General features: G+C 69.4%; 16 protein-coding genes and 2 pseudogenes. 8 read left to right on the forward strand and 10 right to left on the reverse strand.

Going from position 1 to position 15,836, the window contains the following annotated elements; genetic code table 11:
* Positions 1-263 precede the first annotated feature (263 nt).
* Entirely contained in the window at positions 264-764 is a 501-nt protein-coding gene (locus tag ACZ6KY_RS14740) for a GNAT family N-acetyltransferase (protein WP_469310670.1), read from the reverse strand.
* A 214-nt stretch (positions 765-978) separates the two neighbouring features.
* Complete coding sequence (locus tag ACZ6KY_RS14745; protein ID WP_469310671.1) at positions 979-1,851, reverse strand: NmrA family NAD(P)-binding protein; 873 nt, start codon at positions 1,849-1,851, stop codon at positions 979-981.
* Positions 1,852-1,941: 90 nt separating this feature from the next.
* On the opposite strand from ACZ6KY_RS14745, the gene ACZ6KY_RS14750 reads away from it, so the two are divergent.
* Together ACZ6KY_RS14750 and ACZ6KY_RS14755 are read left to right on the forward strand one after the other, a co-directional pair.
* Positions 1,942-2,688 carry a TetR/AcrR family transcriptional regulator gene (locus ACZ6KY_RS14750; protein WP_469310672.1) on the forward strand — a complete coding sequence of 249 codons (747 nt, stop codon included), beginning with the start codon at positions 1,942-1,944 and terminating at the stop codon, positions 2,686-2,688.
* A 442-nt stretch (positions 2,689-3,130) separates the two neighbouring features.
* Positions 3,131-3,661 carry a GNAT family N-acetyltransferase gene (locus ACZ6KY_RS14755; RefSeq protein ID WP_469310673.1) on the forward strand — a complete coding sequence of 177 codons (531 nt, stop codon included), beginning with the start codon at positions 3,131-3,133 and terminating at the stop codon, positions 3,659-3,661.
* Between the two features lie 22 nt (positions 3,662-3,683).
* Here ACZ6KY_RS14755 and ACZ6KY_RS14760 read toward each other — a convergent pair.
* A pseudogene (locus tag ACZ6KY_RS14760) lies at positions 3,684-3,929 on the reverse strand (IS5 family transposase); the annotation flags it as partial.
* On the opposite strand from ACZ6KY_RS14760, the pseudogene ACZ6KY_RS14765 reads away from it, so the two are divergent.
* A pseudogene (locus ACZ6KY_RS14765) lies at positions 3,836-4,033 on the forward strand (hypothetical protein); the annotation flags it as partial. The pseudogenes ACZ6KY_RS14760 and ACZ6KY_RS14765 sit on opposite strands and share 94 nt — an antisense overlap.
* A 170-nt stretch (positions 4,034-4,203) precedes the next feature.
* Here ACZ6KY_RS14765 and ACZ6KY_RS14770 read toward each other — a convergent pair.
* Positions 4,204-5,064: a helix-turn-helix transcriptional regulator gene (locus ACZ6KY_RS14770; RefSeq protein WP_469310674.1), complete on the reverse strand. Its 861-nt coding sequence runs from the start codon at positions 5,062-5,064 to the stop codon at positions 4,204-4,206.
* Positions 5,065-5,190: 126 nt separating this feature from the next.
* Here ACZ6KY_RS14770 and ACZ6KY_RS14775 point away from each other — a divergent pair, with 126 nt between their 5' ends.
* The 3 genes from ACZ6KY_RS14775 to ACZ6KY_RS14785 all read left to right on the forward strand — a co-directional run bounded on the left by ACZ6KY_RS14775 (position 5,191) and on the right by ACZ6KY_RS14785 (position 7,643).
* Positions 5,191-6,186 (forward strand): aldo/keto reductase, encoded by a 996-nt coding sequence (locus ACZ6KY_RS14775; RefSeq protein ID WP_469310675.1) that lies wholly within the window; start codon positions 5,191-5,193, stop codon positions 6,184-6,186.
* A gap of 381 nt (positions 6,187-6,567) precedes the next feature.
* Positions 6,568-6,906, forward strand: coding sequence for a hypothetical protein (locus ACZ6KY_RS14780; protein WP_469310676.1), 339 nt, complete (start codon positions 6,568-6,570; stop codon positions 6,904-6,906).
* A gap of 305 nt (positions 6,907-7,211) precedes the next feature.
* On the forward strand, positions 7,212-7,643 hold the full coding sequence (locus tag ACZ6KY_RS14785; protein ID WP_469310677.1) for a hypothetical protein: 432 nt from the start codon (positions 7,212-7,214) through the stop codon (positions 7,641-7,643).
* Positions 7,644-8,139: 496 nt separating this feature from the next.
* Here the strand turns inward: ACZ6KY_RS14785 and ACZ6KY_RS14790 are convergent, their stop codons facing one another.
* From ACZ6KY_RS14790 to ACZ6KY_RS14805, 4 genes are read right to left on the reverse strand one after another with little or no spacing between them, the layout of a single operon-like run.
* Positions 8,140-8,712, reverse strand: a complete 573-nt coding sequence (locus ACZ6KY_RS14790) for a YbhB/YbcL family Raf kinase inhibitor-like protein (RefSeq protein ID WP_469310678.1) — start codon at positions 8,710-8,712, stop codon at positions 8,140-8,142.
* Positions 8,709-9,281, reverse strand: coding sequence for a cysteine hydrolase family protein (locus ACZ6KY_RS14795; RefSeq protein WP_469310679.1), 573 nt, complete (start codon positions 9,279-9,281; stop codon positions 8,709-8,711). The genes ACZ6KY_RS14790 and ACZ6KY_RS14795 overlap by 4 nt, the downstream gene beginning before the upstream one ends.
* Positions 9,272-11,110 carry an MFS transporter gene (locus ACZ6KY_RS14800; RefSeq protein WP_469310680.1) on the reverse strand — a complete coding sequence of 613 codons (1,839 nt, stop codon included), beginning with the start codon at positions 11,108-11,110 and terminating at the stop codon, positions 9,272-9,274. Before ACZ6KY_RS14800 ends, ACZ6KY_RS14795 begins: the two co-directional genes overlap by 10 nt.
* Before the next feature lie 29 nt (positions 11,111-11,139).
* Complete coding sequence (locus ACZ6KY_RS14805) at positions 11,140-11,580, reverse strand: MarR family winged helix-turn-helix transcriptional regulator (RefSeq protein ID WP_469310681.1); 441 nt, start codon at positions 11,578-11,580, stop codon at positions 11,140-11,142.
* Positions 11,581-12,253: 673 nt separating this feature from the next.
* Between ACZ6KY_RS14805 and ACZ6KY_RS14810 the strand changes: the two genes are divergently transcribed.
* The gene (locus ACZ6KY_RS14810; protein WP_469310682.1) at positions 12,254-12,769 is read left to right on the forward strand and encodes a hypothetical protein; all 516 of its coding nucleotides are present in this window, start codon (positions 12,254-12,256) and stop codon (positions 12,767-12,769) included.
* Positions 12,770-13,048: 279 nt separating this feature from the next.
* Here ACZ6KY_RS14810 and ACZ6KY_RS14815 read toward each other — a convergent pair whose 3' ends face one another.
* On the reverse strand, positions 13,049-13,264 hold the full coding sequence (locus ACZ6KY_RS14815; RefSeq protein ID WP_469310683.1) for a hypothetical protein: 216 nt from the start codon (positions 13,262-13,264) through the stop codon (positions 13,049-13,051).
* 698 nt (positions 13,265-13,962) lie between these two features.
* On the opposite strand from ACZ6KY_RS14815, the gene ACZ6KY_RS14820 reads away from it, so the two are divergent.
* On the forward strand, positions 13,963-14,799 hold the full coding sequence (locus ACZ6KY_RS14820; RefSeq protein ID WP_469310684.1) for a calcium-binding protein: 837 nt from the start codon (positions 13,963-13,965) through the stop codon (positions 14,797-14,799).
* Between the two features lie 254 nt (positions 14,800-15,053).
* On the opposite strand, the gene ACZ6KY_RS14825 is transcribed toward ACZ6KY_RS14820, so the two are convergent.
* Positions 15,054-15,377 carry a hypothetical protein gene (locus ACZ6KY_RS14825; RefSeq protein WP_469310685.1) on the reverse strand — a complete coding sequence of 108 codons (324 nt, stop codon included), beginning with the start codon at positions 15,375-15,377 and terminating at the stop codon, positions 15,054-15,056.
* Positions 15,378-15,836 lie beyond the last annotated feature (459 nt).

The following is a 15,836-nucleotide window of genomic DNA, read 5'->3' on the forward strand; positions in this document are numbered from 1 at the left end:
CGCCGACGAGCTTCCACACCGCGTGTCCTGTGTGACAACCCGGTTCGGATGGTTGACCAGGCCGTCCGTGCGCCTGGAATAAGGCTGCTTACGGGTACTCGTCGATGAGGCCGCCGCGGGGTGGGGTGCTGAGGGGGGTGCCGCGGCATGAGGATCGGTCGTGGCGTCGCGACCGGCCTACCTGAACGTGGCGCACGCGTTCGCCCGGTGACCGCGGCCTTCCCGCATCCCGACCCCGAGCCCGAGCCCGACAGGATCGTGCTCTACGGCTGGAGCACCAGGTCGCGCTGATACCAAGTGCCTGGTTTACCGCCGATGTGGGCTGGGTCGGCGGGGCCGACGGGGACGAACCCGGCTTTGGTCAGCACCTTTCGGGACGCGACACCCTGGCGGGACACGGCCGCTCGCAAGGTGCGCAACCCGTACCGGGACGCCGCCAGTTGGCACAGTTCCCGGACGGTCGCGGTTGCCACGCCGCGGCCGGCGACGTGCTGCGCGACCCGGTAGCCGAGCTCCGCGGTGTGGTCCTCGATGTCGACCAGGTTGAACCTGCCGAGTACCGAGCCGTCCTCGGCGACGAGCACGTGGAAGGCGCAGACGCCCGCCTCCTGCTCAGCCAGCAAGGCGCTGTACCTGTCGGAGAACTGGGCGAAGAAGTCGTCTCCGCGGTCGGAGATCGAGGCGGCGAAGTAGGCGCGGTTCGCCAGCTCGAAGGCCAAGACCGCCGGGGCATGGCAAACATGCAGCCGCTTCAGCTCAGGCATTGCTCCACCCTACGCAGGTGGTACACCGAGGTCACCCGGGTTTCCGCCGACGGACATGGCGGCGCCATGCCGCAGTTCACACTTGCCGTTTCCAGCTACCCAGCCGCGGTTCACTCTCGAAGCACCGTCGCCGCCGCGGTGGGCGACGCCGGGACGGTGTCAGTGCATCACTGGGAGATCCAGAACTCGCCCGCACGGATGGCCTTCTGGCCGGTCAGTGCCCGTCGTTGTTCGGCAGTTGCTCACGCAGGACCGCGCCCAGAGCGATCGGTTCGCGGCCGAGCAAGGTGGCCAGGGTCGGGTCGACGGCGGCGAATTCACCGACGCGGCTGGCCGCGAAAATGCCGAGCAGTTGATCTGCCGCCTCGGCGGGGGCGCCGTGCCCCACCAACTGCTGCCGGAACTGGTCCTCGGGCGCGATGGTCCTCGTCATGGTGCGGCCGGTGACCTCGGTGGCGATTCCGGCGATGTCGTCGAAGGTCAGCGCCTGCGCCGCCGTGAGCGGGGGTGTGGGGCCGTCGAAGCAACCTTCGTCGGCCAGGATGGCGGCGGCCGCGTCGGCGAGGTCGGCGTGCGCGGTCCAGCCGACCGGTCCGTCCGCGGGGAGCGCGACCTCGCCGGACTCCATGGCGTGGCCGAGGAACTGCACCGCGCTGGCGGCGTAGAAGCCGTTGCGCAGCGAGGTGAACGGCACGCCGGAAGCGCGCAGTGCTCCCTCGGTGGCGGCATGGTCGCGGCACGCCTGGAAGTGGGACGAGGCGCTGGCACCCATGTGGCTGGTGTACAGGATGCGGCGGGCACCCGCCGCGACGGCCGCATCGATGGCGGCACGGTGCTGCCGTACGGCCTCTTCGCCCATCTTGTCGACAGAAACGATCAGCACTTGGGAGGCGTCCTCGAAGGCGTACGCGAGGTCGGCGGCGTCGGTGAAGCTGCCTCTCCGTACCCGTACACCCTGGTCGGCGAACGCTTTCGCCTTCTCCGGGTCGCGGACACTGACGCCGACTCGGCCCGCGGGCAGGCGAGTCAGGAGCCGTTCGACGATCTGGCGTCCGAGCTGTCCGGTGGCGCCGGTCACGATGATCATGTTGCACTCCAGCGATCTGGTTCCAATGGAATCACTATCAGCGTATCATCGATAATAACGACGAAAACGCTCATGCTGTATCGTTGATACATGTCACCAGGTTCACGCGTCAGGGACGGCGCTTCCGCCGGCGAAGCCGACACCGCAGCCGCAGGGCGAGCGCAGACCCGCCGGCGGATCATCGAGGCCGCCGCCGACTTGCTGGCGCGGGAGGGTCGCGACGCGGTCACCACCCGCGCGGTCGCGGTCGCGTCACGTCTACAGCCACCGGCCATCTACCGACTGTTCGGCGACAAGGACGGGCTGCTCGAAGCGGTGGCCGAGCATGGCTTCGCCACGTTTCTGGCGGCCAAGCACGTCGACCCCGAGCCGCAGGACCCCATCGAGGACCTACGGGCCGGCTGGGACCTGGCGGTCGAGTTCGGTCTGGCCAATCCCGCGCTGTACACGCTGATGTACAGCGAGCCCGCAAAGGCCACGTCAGCCGCCTTCAAGGCCGGCATGGAGATCCTGATGGGCCGTATCCGGCGCCTCGCCGTGGGCGGCTGGCTGCGCGTCGACGAGGAACTCGCAGCCCAGATCATCCATGCCACAGCGCGCGGCGCGGTGCTCACCTGGTTGTCCCTGCCCGAAGACCGGCGCGATCCGGCCCTGTTGACCATCCTGCGGGAGTCCATGGTCGCCGCCGTGACCAACCAGGAGCCGGCCGTGCAGGACACGGGCCCGGCAGGCGCCGCCCGTGCCCTGCAAGCCGCCTTGCCCGAACAGACCATCCTCAGCGGCGCCGAACAGCATCTGCTGAGGGAGTGGCTGGACCGCATCGCCTCCGACGGCTGAGGCCGTACGGCTCGGGCGTTCTCGAGGGCTGCGCCCCGGCGCAGCCCTCACTGCCTGGCCCCGTGACGCCCTCATGGAAAGCCAGCGCAAGCGGCTGCCGGAGGTCGTCCTGCTCGCCTGCTCGCCTGCCCGGACTTCACCCGGGGACCGTCCGCTGTCACCCGATCGAGGTGTGCGACACGGAACCCAGCCGTCCGGGGCGCGACCCAGGACCCCGCGATGCCGGGCCGCGCATCAGCCGGATCGTGGCGCCCGCCGCCGACCACGCGGCCGGTACGTCGCCGGCCACCGGCTTCGGCCGTCGCGGGCCCGCACGTCGGCCGCCCCGCCATCCCGCGGTTCAGTGGATGATCATGCGCCATCGGGTGTGACGCGGCCGCGGGCCACGGTCCAGCATAAAATGCCTGATCACATGAGGTGCGCGAGTGTTATCGTCGCCCGCATGCCTGAACTGATCCCACCCACCGGTCGACTTCAGCCCTCGTGGCTCGCGGCGCGTGACGAGTGGTCTCCAGGCGCTCACCAAGCCGGTACTGGCTTGGGCCTCACGCCCGAGGCTGACCTCGACGACCCCGCCGTCTTCTCGGCGTGGGTGGAGCGACTGCAGCAGCAGTCGGACAGGTCGGTTGCCCTGAGAGATGGGTGGGTCCACGCCACCCACTGGTGGATCGTCGAGGGCGACAGCTATCTGGGAGCCATCGATCTGCGGCACCGTCTGAACGCCTTCCTGCTCCATGGCGGCGGGCACATCGGATATAGCATCCGGCCCTCCGCCCGAAGGCGCGGCCTGGCCACGTGGGCTCTCGGGGCTGTTCTCCCCGAAGCCCGTGCGCTCGGTCTGGGCCGCGTCCTCATCACATGCGACGACGACAATGTCGCGTCGGCGCGCACCATCGAGCGCAATGGCGGCGTTCTGGAGGACGTCCGCACCACCGACGAGGGCGTCAAGCGCCGCTACTGGATCACACCGTAGGCAAGCGGTGTGGTGGTGCTGGTTACAGCCACTCGTTGATGGTCGCGACCAGCACGGTGGCCTCGTAGCGGACCGAGAGCTTGTCATATCTGGTGGCTACACCACGGTTGCGTTTGAGGCGATTGATGCCGCACTCGACCGCGTGGCGCTCGCGGTAGTCGGCCGGATCGAAATGTGGCGGCCGGCCGCCACGGGAGCCGAGCTTCCGGCGGTTGCGCGCTTGGTCAGCCTTGTCCGGGATGGTGCAACGGATCCCGCGGCGGCGCACAGCAGACGGGCAACGGCCTGATCGCGGCCACCGGGGACATCAACAACGACGGCAAACCGGAACTCTTCATCAGCGCCGCGGAGGAGAACAACTCCACGGGCGCCGTCTGGGTCCTCCCTGGCGGCACCGACGGCCCCACCAGCAGGGGCAGCATCATGATCACCGCCCCGTCCGTCGGCTTCCCGCAGAAGGACAGCACCCTCCTCGGAGTCATCCGAACGGGACGAGTCGGCCACCCGCCCCTTGCGCGGACCCGCACCGCGTGTCCTTGCGGTCATCGTGCCTGCGGACCCGTTGCCCCCGTGGGGAATTCCTCGGTACCGATGACCCGTAGCAGCTCCAGCCGCTCGCGGGCCTCGGCGTCCGCCGGTGTGAGCACCAGCAGTTGCTGGCCCTGGTCGGGCGTGACCAGGGTCTCGCAGTCCATCACCAGGCGGCCTACCTTCGGGTGCTGGAAGGTCTTGCGGTCGGCGCGCCGGACCGCCACCTCGTGCTCGGCCCAGAGCCGGCGGAAATCGGCGCTCGCATCCCGCAACCGGTCGACGAGTCCGGCGACCACGGAGTCGCCGGTCCGGCGGCCGGCGGCCGCACGCAGGTCGGCCACGAGCTGGCGGGCGTGGCGTTCCTGTTCCTCGGACGGGCAGACGGCCCGAGCCGCAGGGTCGGTGAACCAGCGGAACGCGAGGTAGCGCCGGTCGCCGCAGAAGCCGGCGTGGTCGCCGGTGAGCAGGAGGGCGGTCCGGTTCTGGGCAAGGGTCTCGCCGAGGTCGGACAGCACCAGGGCCGGGGTGTCGCCGAGCAGGTCGAGCATGCGGATCAGACCGGCGCGGGCCAGGCGGGCCACTCCGTCGGCGGGAGGGGGCTGGTGACCTGCCAGGTGGAACAGGTGGCCGCGCTCGTCATCGGAGAGGCGCAGCGCCCGGGCCAGCGCGCCGAGCAACTGGACCGAGGGCTGACTGCTGCGCCCCTGCTCCAGGCGTACGACGTAGTCCACCGACATGCCCGCGAGCGCGGCCACCTCTTCCCGGCGCAGGCCGGTGGTGCGGCGGCGGGGGCCCTCGGCGATGCCGACCTCGGCCGGGCGCAGCGCCTCGCGGCGGCGGCGCAGGAAGTCGGCGAGTTCGTCACGTTGCATATCCCCATGGTCCTCGCAGCGGGCGAGCCGATCCAGGGAGCGGGACTCCCAGGATGAACGCTCCGCTCCCCTGACTCGCGGTGCGGGCGCACAGTGGGTGGCAGATCGACAACGAAGGAGACCACGATGCACACACGAACTCTGGGCACCACGGGCCCGGCCGTTTCCGCACTCGGCCTGGGTGCCATGGGCATGTCGGGCGCATACGGCGCGGCCGACCGCGCGGAGAGTATCGCCACCTTGCACGCGGCGCTGGAGAGCGGCGTCACGCTGATCGACACCGGTGACTTCTACGCGATGGGCCACAACGAGCTGCTGATCGCCGAGGCGCTGCGCGGCCGGAATCGGGACAGCTACCAGCTGAGCGTCAAGTTCGGCATGCTACGAGGACCGGGCCCGGGCTTCGGCGGGACGGACGGCCGCCCCGAGGCGGTGAAGAACTTCCTGGCCTACTCGCTGACCCGGCTGGGCACCGATCACATCGACGTCTACCGTCCCGCCCGGCTGGACCCGGCGGTACCGATCGAAGAGACGGTGGGCGCGATCAAGGAGATGATCGACGCCGGGTATGTCCGGCACCTCGGCCTCTCTGAGGTCGACGCGGCGACGATCCGCCGGGCGCATGCCGTGCACCCGGTCGCCGATCTTCAGATCGAGTACTCGCTGATCTCCCGAGCGGTGGAGGCGGACATTCTGCCTACGCTGCGGGAGCTCGGCATCGGCCTCACCGCGTACGGCGTCCTCAGCCGCGGCCTCATCTCCGGTCACTGGTCCGCCGGCCGTACGGCCGGCCCCGGTGACAGCCGCGGCTTCAGCCCGCGATTCTCGAGCGGGAACGTGGAACACAACCTCGCCCTCGTGGAGGCACTGCGCGGGGTCGCCGACGCGAAGGGCTGCACCGTTGCCCAGCTCGCCATCGCCTGGGTGGGCGCACAGGGCGACGACATCGTGCCGCTGGTCGGCGCTCGCACCCGCGAGCGACTGGCCGAGGCGCTGCCCGCGATGGAGCTGGTCCTCACCGCGGACGACCTCGCCGAGATCGAGAAGACCGTGCCGCCGGGTGCGGCGCGTGGCGACCGATACCCGTCCGCGTTCATGTCCAGCCTCGGCGCAGGCAACTGAGTCCGCCCCTCGCCATGCCCACGATCACCGGCTGGTCGGCTGTCGAGGTCACCCGGAGCGATGTCGGGCCGACCGACGGAGGGGAACTGCTCGCGGCTCGCCCCAGCCGATGCGGGTCAGGGCGCCGCTCCCAGTCGCTGCGGGTCAGGGCGCCGCTCCGGATCAACTTCGTATCAAAGGACACGGCCCGTGCCGACCGGTCAAGGGCGCCTTCGGCGGCGCCGCGCGCCGGCCTTCGGCCACCCTGGGCAGTCCGCCACGCTCCTGGACCGGACCGGCTGTCGGGCGACATCGCCAGCGACCCCTTCCGCAAGGCGGGGTCGCCCCGCCGCCCCGGCCTACCCGCCGGGGCGCCGCGCGTCCAGGATCTAGGCTCCTCCCATGACCGACGAAGAAGTGATGACACGCGTCGTCGCGATCCTCACCAAGACACGTGAGTACGTCGGGGACGACGCACCCGAACCCGACAGCGAAAGCGACGTCCTGCTCAACGAGCTGGTGAAGGACATCTTCCCGAGGAGCGTGGACATCGACGACGACGCCGCCCCGCAAGAAGTCGCCAACGCCATCGCCCGAGCGATGAGCGGCCCGATCTTCACCGCCTTCGGGGCATTCGCCGCCGCCTTCCACCAACTCGCCGCGGAACACGACCGCGACGATCCCGAAGTCCCCTCCGCCCAGGTGCTACGAGACCTCGCCCTACGCGCCAGCAGCGAGTGACGGCGATCCGCAGCCCCGCCCGCAAGAGTCTTCCAGCGCCCGAAGAGCCCGGACACGACCGGACGGTCGCGAGAATGCCCGCACAGCACAGCGCGAGATCCGTGAAAAGTGGGTAGCGGACGCTGACCCGCCTGGCAATGATGGGTGCCGTCCAAAGCACTGATCCCGGATCCGCTGGATGCGCCCCCTGTCACAACGGGACTCTCCCTTCCGCAGGATGAGGCGAGTTGGTGGCCCCGCTGCCGCGTTGTCCGGCGCGACCGCCAACCCCAGCCACACAACAAAAGAGACGAGAGCGAACGTCCTTGCACGACCACGAGAACGCCGGTGACCCACCTGCCCCACAGGCCCACGAACTTGCCCAGCTCTACCTCGACACGCTCGAAGACCTCATGGATCCCAAGGAGTACGCGGACCTGCGCATCCTTACTTTCGCCGTGCTCCGGGCCGTAGCCGAACCCTTGGACCTGGACGATTCTTCCTCTGAGCGTCACCTGGACATCGACCTGACCCCGGCCGTCGTTGACGAGTGGCTGACCATCATGGCCATCCTCGGCAGCGGCCGTATGGACCAGGCGATCGTCGAGGTCGGCGACGGATCCCGTGCGGTCGTGGACAGCGAGATCGCGGCCGACCCCGAAGCGCTGCGCACCTTCTGTGCGCGGGAGCGGGAGCGGAACCGGATTCGCAAGCGGGAGCGGGACATTCTGAACGGCATAGAGGCCGCTTCCAGCTGACGCGCCGCGGTACCGGCTCCGCGCGATCTGCCATGTGCGGGCGCAGCGTTGCGACGGTGCCGACGTACCGGGCGCACACCATCCACGCGTGGTTGCGGCTCAGTGAGCTACCGCATGCCCTGGATACGTCGCCGTGCGCGCAAAGCCCGTACGCCCGAGGAGCGCCTGCCCGACCTTGACTTCCGGCTGACGGCGGTGAGCCGAACTATCCGTCGTTCCGACTCGACACCGAGATGACCGAGCGCCTCGACCAGGCCGTGTCCCATGGGTCCCGCGTGACCCGCCTCGCGGTGGAGCCGTCAGGTCGACGTGGGCCGGGGTGATCCTCACCTGGTCGCATGTGCGCTGGATCGGCACAGCCCCACCCCTTTGAACACCGTGGGGCGGCCGGCCTCCCGTGGACGCTGACACCTGGGGTTGTCCGTTCTCCCGTTGGCACGGAGAACGGACAACCCCGGCCCCGGGCACGCTGCCTGCGTCGGGGCCTGGGCCTGGGTCAGCGTTCGAAGACGCCGGTCAGCCGGCCGCGGGCGAGGACGGGTGCGGTGATGGCGGGCAGGAGGGCGCGGGGCCGTGCCCGGTCCACCGACGTTGTGCCGGGGGTGCTGTCCACGGGGGTGGAGAGGGCGAACAGCTGGAAGATGTAGTGGTGCGGTCCGTGGCCTTTGACGGGTGCGGGACCGTGGTACCCGCGCCCGATGGTGGACCGCAGCACCTGAACTCCGGGGGCAGGCTGCCGTGCGTTGAGAGCGCCGGGGTCAAGGTGCTGGGACGCGGGGTCGATGAGGGCGACGCAGTGCACGGCGGGCTTGGCTATGGGGACGTCGACGTCCTCGACGACCAGAAGGAGTTGGGCGGTGCCGGGAGGCGGCGCGGTCCAGGTCAGGTGGGGGGACATGTCGTCGCCGCCGATGTGCTTCGCACAGTGCTCCAGCGGCATGGCATCGCCGTCGCCGAAGTGTTTGCTGGTGAGGGTGAGCAGCTCGGGGCCCCGCAGGTTGGGCATGTGCCACGCCATGTCGGTCTCGCCTGCTCTGCGGTTGTTCAGGAGTCGTCCGAGCAGGGTCATCGTGTTGCCTCGATCATGTCGATGACCTCGGCGGTGGTGGCGGTTTCGCCGAGCTTGGGGAAGACGCGTTCGATGCTGTGGCGGTGCGCGTCGGGGTCGGGGTCGCTCATGGCGTCGGTGGCCAGGACGACGTGGTAGCCGTAGTCGGAGGCCGAGCGTGCGGTCGACTCGACGCCTGAGCTGGTCGAGATGCCGGCGAGCACGATCTGGGTGACGCCCAGGTCCCGCAGGAGGGTGTCGAGGCCGGTGTCGTGGAACGCGCTGCGCCGCCGCTTGGTGATCAGGTGGTCGGTCGGCTGGACATCGAGTTCGTCGATGAGGTCGGCCCAACCGGCAGGCAGGGCGGTGCTCATGCTTCTGCCCGACCGTCCGGCCTCGGTGCGCCCCGGCGCGCCTCCCGTGACATTGACCAGGACCACAGGCAGACCGTGCCGGCGGAATTCGGTGGCCAGCTCGGTCGTCTGCTTGACCACGGCGGTGGCCGGAGGTTCGGTGCGGGCCGAGACGATGCCCTTCTGCAGGTCGATCACGACGAGCGCGACCGTGGGGTCGATCGTTGTCAGTGCCATGCCTTCTTCTCCTGTGGCTGCGGGCTGGTCGCCGGGCTCGGGGGCGTGGTGGGCTCAACCACCGGTGTCCCTGTCCGGCCGTCGGTCGCGGCGGCGAGGCCGTCGCCGGCGGTGTCCGTTCGCGGTCCCGGGGTCCTGGCCGTGGGGCTGGTGCCGCGCAGGAGGGACGCGATCGCGGCGAGGAAGGCGAGGGTGGCGCCGAAGGCGAACACGATGACCAGGCCGGAGTGGAACGGGCCAGCGATCAGGGTGGGGAAGAACTCGCGTCCGGTCAGCGCCTGTTGCTGCGCTGCCGTCAGGTGGGCCAGGGCGCCGCTCGGTTCGAGCAGATGCTGGATCGGGTTGACGCCCAGTTGCGCGGCGAACAGTGACGAGACCGGGGGCAGGCTGCCGATCTGGGTGGCGACGTGGGCCGGTACGCCCTGCTGTTGCAGTCCGATGGTGAGAGTGTGCGGGAGGCTGCCGGCCAGTCCCGCGATCATGAGGGAGAAGAACACGCCGATGGAAACCGCGGTGCCGGAGTTCTGGAAGGTGGCACGCATCCCGGAGGCGACGCCGCGTAGGTGTGCGGGCACGCTGCCCATGATCGAGGAGGAGTTGGGGGAGGCGAACATGCCGCTGGCGATCCCGTTGAGTGCGATGAGCGTCGCGAAGATCCAGTAACTGAAGTCGATCGGCAGGAGCATCAGGCCCAGGAAGCTGGCGCCGAACAGCACCGCACCGCCGGTGGCCAGCCCCCGGGAGCCGAGCCGGTCGGACAGATATCCGGAGACGGGCCCGGCGGCGAGGAACCCGGCGGTCAGCGGCAGCATGAAGATGCCGGCCCACAGCGGCGTGCTGCTGTAGTCGTAGCCGTGCAACGGAAGCCAGATGCCCTGCAACCAGATGATCAGCACGAACTGCATCCCGCCGCGGCCTATCGAGATGGCCAGGGCCGCCAGGTTGCCGAAGGTGAAGGCCCGCAGGCGAAAGAGGCTCAGTTGGATCATCGGCGCACCGACGCGGTTCTCGATGACGACGAATGCCGCCAGGAGGACCAGTCCACCGGCGATCAGCCCGTCGGCCAGCGGGTTGGTCCAGCCCATGGTGTGCCCGCCGTAGGGCTGGAGGCCGAACGTGACCGCGATCAGGACCGCGCTCAGCCCCACCGCGAAGGTGATGTTGCCCCACCAGTCGATCCGGCCGCCGCCGCGCTTACCGCTCTCACGCAGGGTGCGGTAGGCCCACAGCGTGAAGAACACGCCGACCGGCACGTTCACCCAGAACACCGCCCGCCAGTCCCAGGCCGCCAGCAGGCCACCGGCGACCAGGCCGATGAACATCCCTGCCAGGGCGGCGACCTGGTTGATACCCAGGGCGAAGCCGCGCTGTTCCTCGGGGAAGGCGTCGGTCAGGATCGCGGCCGAGTTCGCGGTGAGCATCGAGCCGCCGACGGCCTGCGCCAATCGCCAGGCGATCAGCCACATCGCTCCGTGTCCGCCGTCGAAGGGGTCGAAGGACAGCAGGATCGAGGCGAAGGTGAAGACCGCGAACCCTGAGTTGTAGAGCCGGACCCGGCCGTACATGTCCCCCAGCCGGCCCACCGTGACCACCAGGACGGCTTGAACCAGCCGGTACCCCATGATCATCCACAGCAGGTAGGCGATGTTGCCCGGAGCCAGCGGGTCCAGGTGCACGCCCCGGAAGATCGCCGGCAGGGCGATCAACACGATGGAACCGTCCAGCGCGGACATGAAGACTCCGGCGGTCGTGTTCGTCAGTGCCGTCCACTTGTACCGATCGTCGCCGGCCGAGCGACGCGGGTCGCGCGCCTTGGGAGGATCCGTCATCGACTTGCTTCCTCATCCTTCTGTCGGCGTCAGATGTTCTGTGCCAGCCGCTCCAGCAGCGGGGCGGCCGCTGCGAGCTTCTCCAGCTCCGTCGGGGTGAACGAGCCACTGGTCAGGGCCCGCGCGATGAGTTCGGTCCGCGCGTTGCGCTTGTTCTTCAGCGCCTGCCGACCGGCGTCGGTCACCGTCAGCACGACACGCCTGCCGTCTTGCGGATCGGGGCGGCGTTCGACCAGGCCACGGGCCCGTAGCGCACTGAGCGTCGCTCCCATGGCCTGTGCGGTGATCTGCACTTCCCGGGCCAGCGCCGAGGAGGTGGTGGGACCCGAGCGGTCCAGCTGAGACAGAGCGGTGCGCTCGGGCATCGTGAGCCCGCCGTCGATCGGCACTTGGCGCACCCGCCGTACCAGCACGCTGAGACTCGCCAGCAGCGCCGCGGCGACTCCATCAGGGTCCAGGTCGTTACTCATATACTAAGGCTACTTTATCAATCTGCCTTAGTAAATGTGCCACAGCATGCCCCGAGGACAGGGGCGGCCCGGTGCGGGCCTTGTCCGCAGCCGGGCGGTGGCACATCCCTTCATGGGGCCTGTGCCGCGAACCCCGAATCCGTGGATGCCGCGGACAGCCAAGCTGAGGCGCCGGTCCGGACAGCCGGGTTCGACCTGAGGCGCCGATCAGGCGCCTCCCCCGATGGCACGGAGAGTCCACGCGCCAACGGTGTTCGAGTGATCGCTGCGACCTCCGACCGCGATCAACGGGGTTCCGGCTCGGCGGCATGGCGTCATCTGGGACTGTGGTGCGGTGTGATGAGTTCATCGGTGACCTGTTTCCGCACCTCAGCGAGTTGCCGGTGGAGCGCGTGCCCTTCGAGGGCGGAGCGATTCGCCTGGTGGCGAGAACCCGGGAGGCCGAGGCGACCTGCCCCGGATGTGTGCGGGGGTGTCCAACCGGGTGCACCGCACATACGGAAGAAGCCTTGCCGACACACCGGCCGGGGACCGGTGTTCACGCTCTCCTACCAGCAGCCGGCCCCCGCGGCACGCCTGCTGTTCCGGCGGGCGTCCCTGGCGGCCGGCCCCGACTTCAGCCCGGAAGTCGGGGCCCTGCTGGCCGGCCTGCCGATGGGCCAGGCCATCCGGTATGCCGAGGACCTGGCCGACGTCGGCCTCCTGCAAGACCCACCCGGTCGCCGAACGGTACCGCTACCACGACCTCCTGAAGGTCTTCGCCGCCGAGCAGCCGGCCGCCGAGGACGGGCCCGCGGGCACCAGCGAGGCCCAGGAGCAGGCCGACCGGTGGATCCTGCGGCGCGCCACCGCACTGCGGTTCGACGCCGACCGCCACCAGGACACCCCGTGCGGCGACCCCGAACCGCACTCCGCCCCCGCCGACCGGGATGCGGCCCGGGCCTGGCTCGAAGCCGAACGGGACAACTGGCTCGCCGCCCCGCGCCGCGCCCTGGACACCTTCGAGGCACAGACAGCGGCCGCCTGGACCGAACCCGCACACCTCGACCTGGGACGCGTCCTCGCCCGCCTCGGCCGGCACCACGAAGCCCGGCAGGCCCTCACCACCGCCCACCACGCTCTCCGTGCCCTCAACAGCCCCCGCCGGCACGAAACAGCCGCCGAACTCCACACACTCCGCACCTCCTGACCTCTCGACTCGACGTTCTCGATCGTCGGGGAGTCGGCCGGATGGGTGGTGGGGCCTGGATCCGGTGGTGCGGGCAGCTCCCACCCGAGCCGCCAGAACGGATCCTCGTCACTGGCCGCGTGCAGATGCCGCTGTTCACCGACCATCGTCGACCTGCCAGACGGAGATGTACGACTTCCAGTTCGCCGCGGCCCGCAGGGCCTCGTCCTCACGAACCCAGCCGTGTAGGTCGAGCGTGGCCTGCGTGTGTGCGTGGCCGAGCCGGCGGGAGACCGTCCACTAGTGGTCCCATATCTCAGGGCCACTGCCGCGCCATTCGATCCAGTCCGCGGTCCTGATGTCCGATGCTTCGATGTCGTCCATACCAGCTCGGCGCAGGAATTCGGCGATGTCGACCAGGGTATAGGCCATGCCGACGAACCCGGCAGCGACACGGACTCTGCGACCGCCGTCCGTAGCCGGCGGGTAGACAACGACGGGCTGATCACTGGCCATGTGTTCAGCGTGCGGGCCTGGGCGGCCAAGCGCATGCGGAGTGGTCGTGCCGTTCGTGGTGTTGGCCATCGGCCCGCGCCGCAGCAGAGGCCAGATGCCTTCCACGGGATGCAAGTCCGGACTGCAGGAGGGCGGGCAGTCGGATGACGGGTGCGCCATTCGTGGTCGGCTACGTGCTTGCGCATCCCGGCAGCACGGTGGGTGTTCGAACTGTCCCCGCCGGCCACGATCGGGGCGCCGGGTTGCAGGTGCGCGCGGAGCAGGAGGTCGCGGTCGTCCTGCCAGGCAAAACTCTTGCGTGCGCCTTGAGGAACAGGTGGAAGTGCGGCCGGTGGATCAGCCGGGGCCGTTCGCCGGGCCGGTGGCAGCACGAGGCCCCTGCCACCGCCACCGTTGAAGCGGAACACCCCGCCCGCACCCAGAGCGAAGGAGAGGCCAAATTCCGGCGCCCTACGGGTTAACCAAAGGGAATCAAAATTGCCTGCGAGAACGGAATGAAGTTCCGGTACAACCTCCGTCCGGGATGCGGTGTCTAAACGTGTGATCGGAAACCACCACCCCGCACGTGGGTGCGGACTCACGACTCGATCGCCGCTCGTCGGCCGCCGTGACGACGGTGGCGGCGGTGACGACGAATTCACCGGCGCCTTTCTTCGTCGGGCCTGATCATCACTGATTCCCCGAAGGGTTATTTCCGCATGCGCACGTTAAGAACCATTGCCGCCACCGCCTCTCTCGCTCTCGCCATCGGCGGAGGCGTGTTCGCGGCGTCCACCGCCCAGGCGGCCACGGCGAGTTCGGCCTCGCTCGTCCACGCCGACGGAGAGCTCTGGTACAAGGCCGGCGCCGGACAGACCAACAACCTGACGGTCACCGCGAAGGTCGTCGACGTCGACCCCTCCCAGTTCGGCGAGGACTACCTCCTCACCTTCCGCGACAAGTTCGACATCACCATCTCCACAGACGCGTGCAGCTACCCGTCGGCGGCCAACCACAAGGTCGCCCAGTGCACGGTGGCCATCCCTCTGGGATCCGACGACTCGGACGACTACGACGTCGACCTCGGTGACGGCAACGACACCGCGACGGTCACCGGCTCCGCGTACACCTCGATCCACGGCGGCAAGGGCAACGACGTCCTCAAGGGCAGCAGTGCCGCCGTGTTCTACGGGGACGACGGCAACGACCGCCTCGACGGCGGCGGAGGCGTCTGGGCCGTTGGCCCGTTCGGCGGCGCGGGCAACGACACGATCACCAACTGCGACGCCGAGTGCCACGGCGGTCCCGGCAACGACACCCTCACAGGCACCGCCTCGGGGCAGGACCTGGGCATGTACGGGGACGACGGCAACGACGTCATCCACGGCGGCTCCGGTGCCGACCTCGTCTACGGCGGCAAGGGCAACGACAAGCTGTACGGCGACAACGGCAACGACAAGATCTACGGCAACAGCGGCAACGACCTGCTGCACGGCGGCGCGGGCACGGACACGCTCTCCGGCGGCCCGGGCACCGACAAGATCTACCAGAACTAGACCCACCAGAAAGCAAGGCCGCCAAGGCCGTCAGGGGCGTGAGGAAACACGGTCTCCCTCACGCCCCTGCCCGGCATCTCAACCTCGACGCTACTGATGCCACCACGCCGCCCGCGAGCACCAGCGCCTCTACCCCGCACCCGTCCGGCAGCACTACCGCGTGACCGCTCGATCGCGCTCTTCCCTCGAAACGAACCGCGCCCAAATGGGAGGTTGCGTAAGGGGCTCGGCCACCTGGAGGCCGCGTGAGCCCGTTACGCCGCCGGGCGGCCCGCCAACTCCCGCCGCCTGGCGGCCAATGCCCTCGCCAGTACCTTCGCCCGGTAGGGGTTCGCGGTGCCGAGGGCCGTCGCCACAGTCACCGCCTCCTCCAGCAGGGCCAACCGTCGCTCAGGCAACTCCCTTACCAGGGGCGAGGCGCTCGCCTCCACCAGGACGTACGTCAGCTTCGACCCGTACACCTCCGGCTCCACCTGTGTCAGTAGGCGGTAGATCCACAGTCCCTCCGCGCCGCGCACCACCCGTCGGTTGGCGCTGAGCAGCTTGACCCTCGCCAGTACGACCATGTCCTGATCCACCGATCCCCCTTCGTTCCCTCACTCCCGGCCCGCGCCCGTCCCACGACGAGACAGCACAGCGAACGCGCCGGCAGCCGAGAACGGATGCCGACACGAACGCCGGAGAGTGGATGACGACGAGTCTGCGGGCGGACCACCACCTGCGACAAGCCCGAACGGACGTGCGCTCCGTCCTACCGCAAATGGCCTCCGAGCAGGCATGATGGACCTGACACTCCCCCGAGCTCGACTCGCGGACCGCCCGTCCCTACCGGGATCTTCTGGTCGCCGCCGCGCGGCTGCACGACATGGGCTACGAAAGGGCGTTGCGTGTCACCGGCCACCACGGCCTCGACAGAACCGATTGCGATTCCCTTACATTTGACGCCAGTTCACTCCCGATCCCGGGAGGGCTTGACCACTGGCAAGGTCCAACTGGCCGTTGAATGGCAGTCAGACTCTTCGATGAGATGATGGAGG

This window comes from Streptomyces sp. NPDC042002 (genome assembly GCF_055588305.1).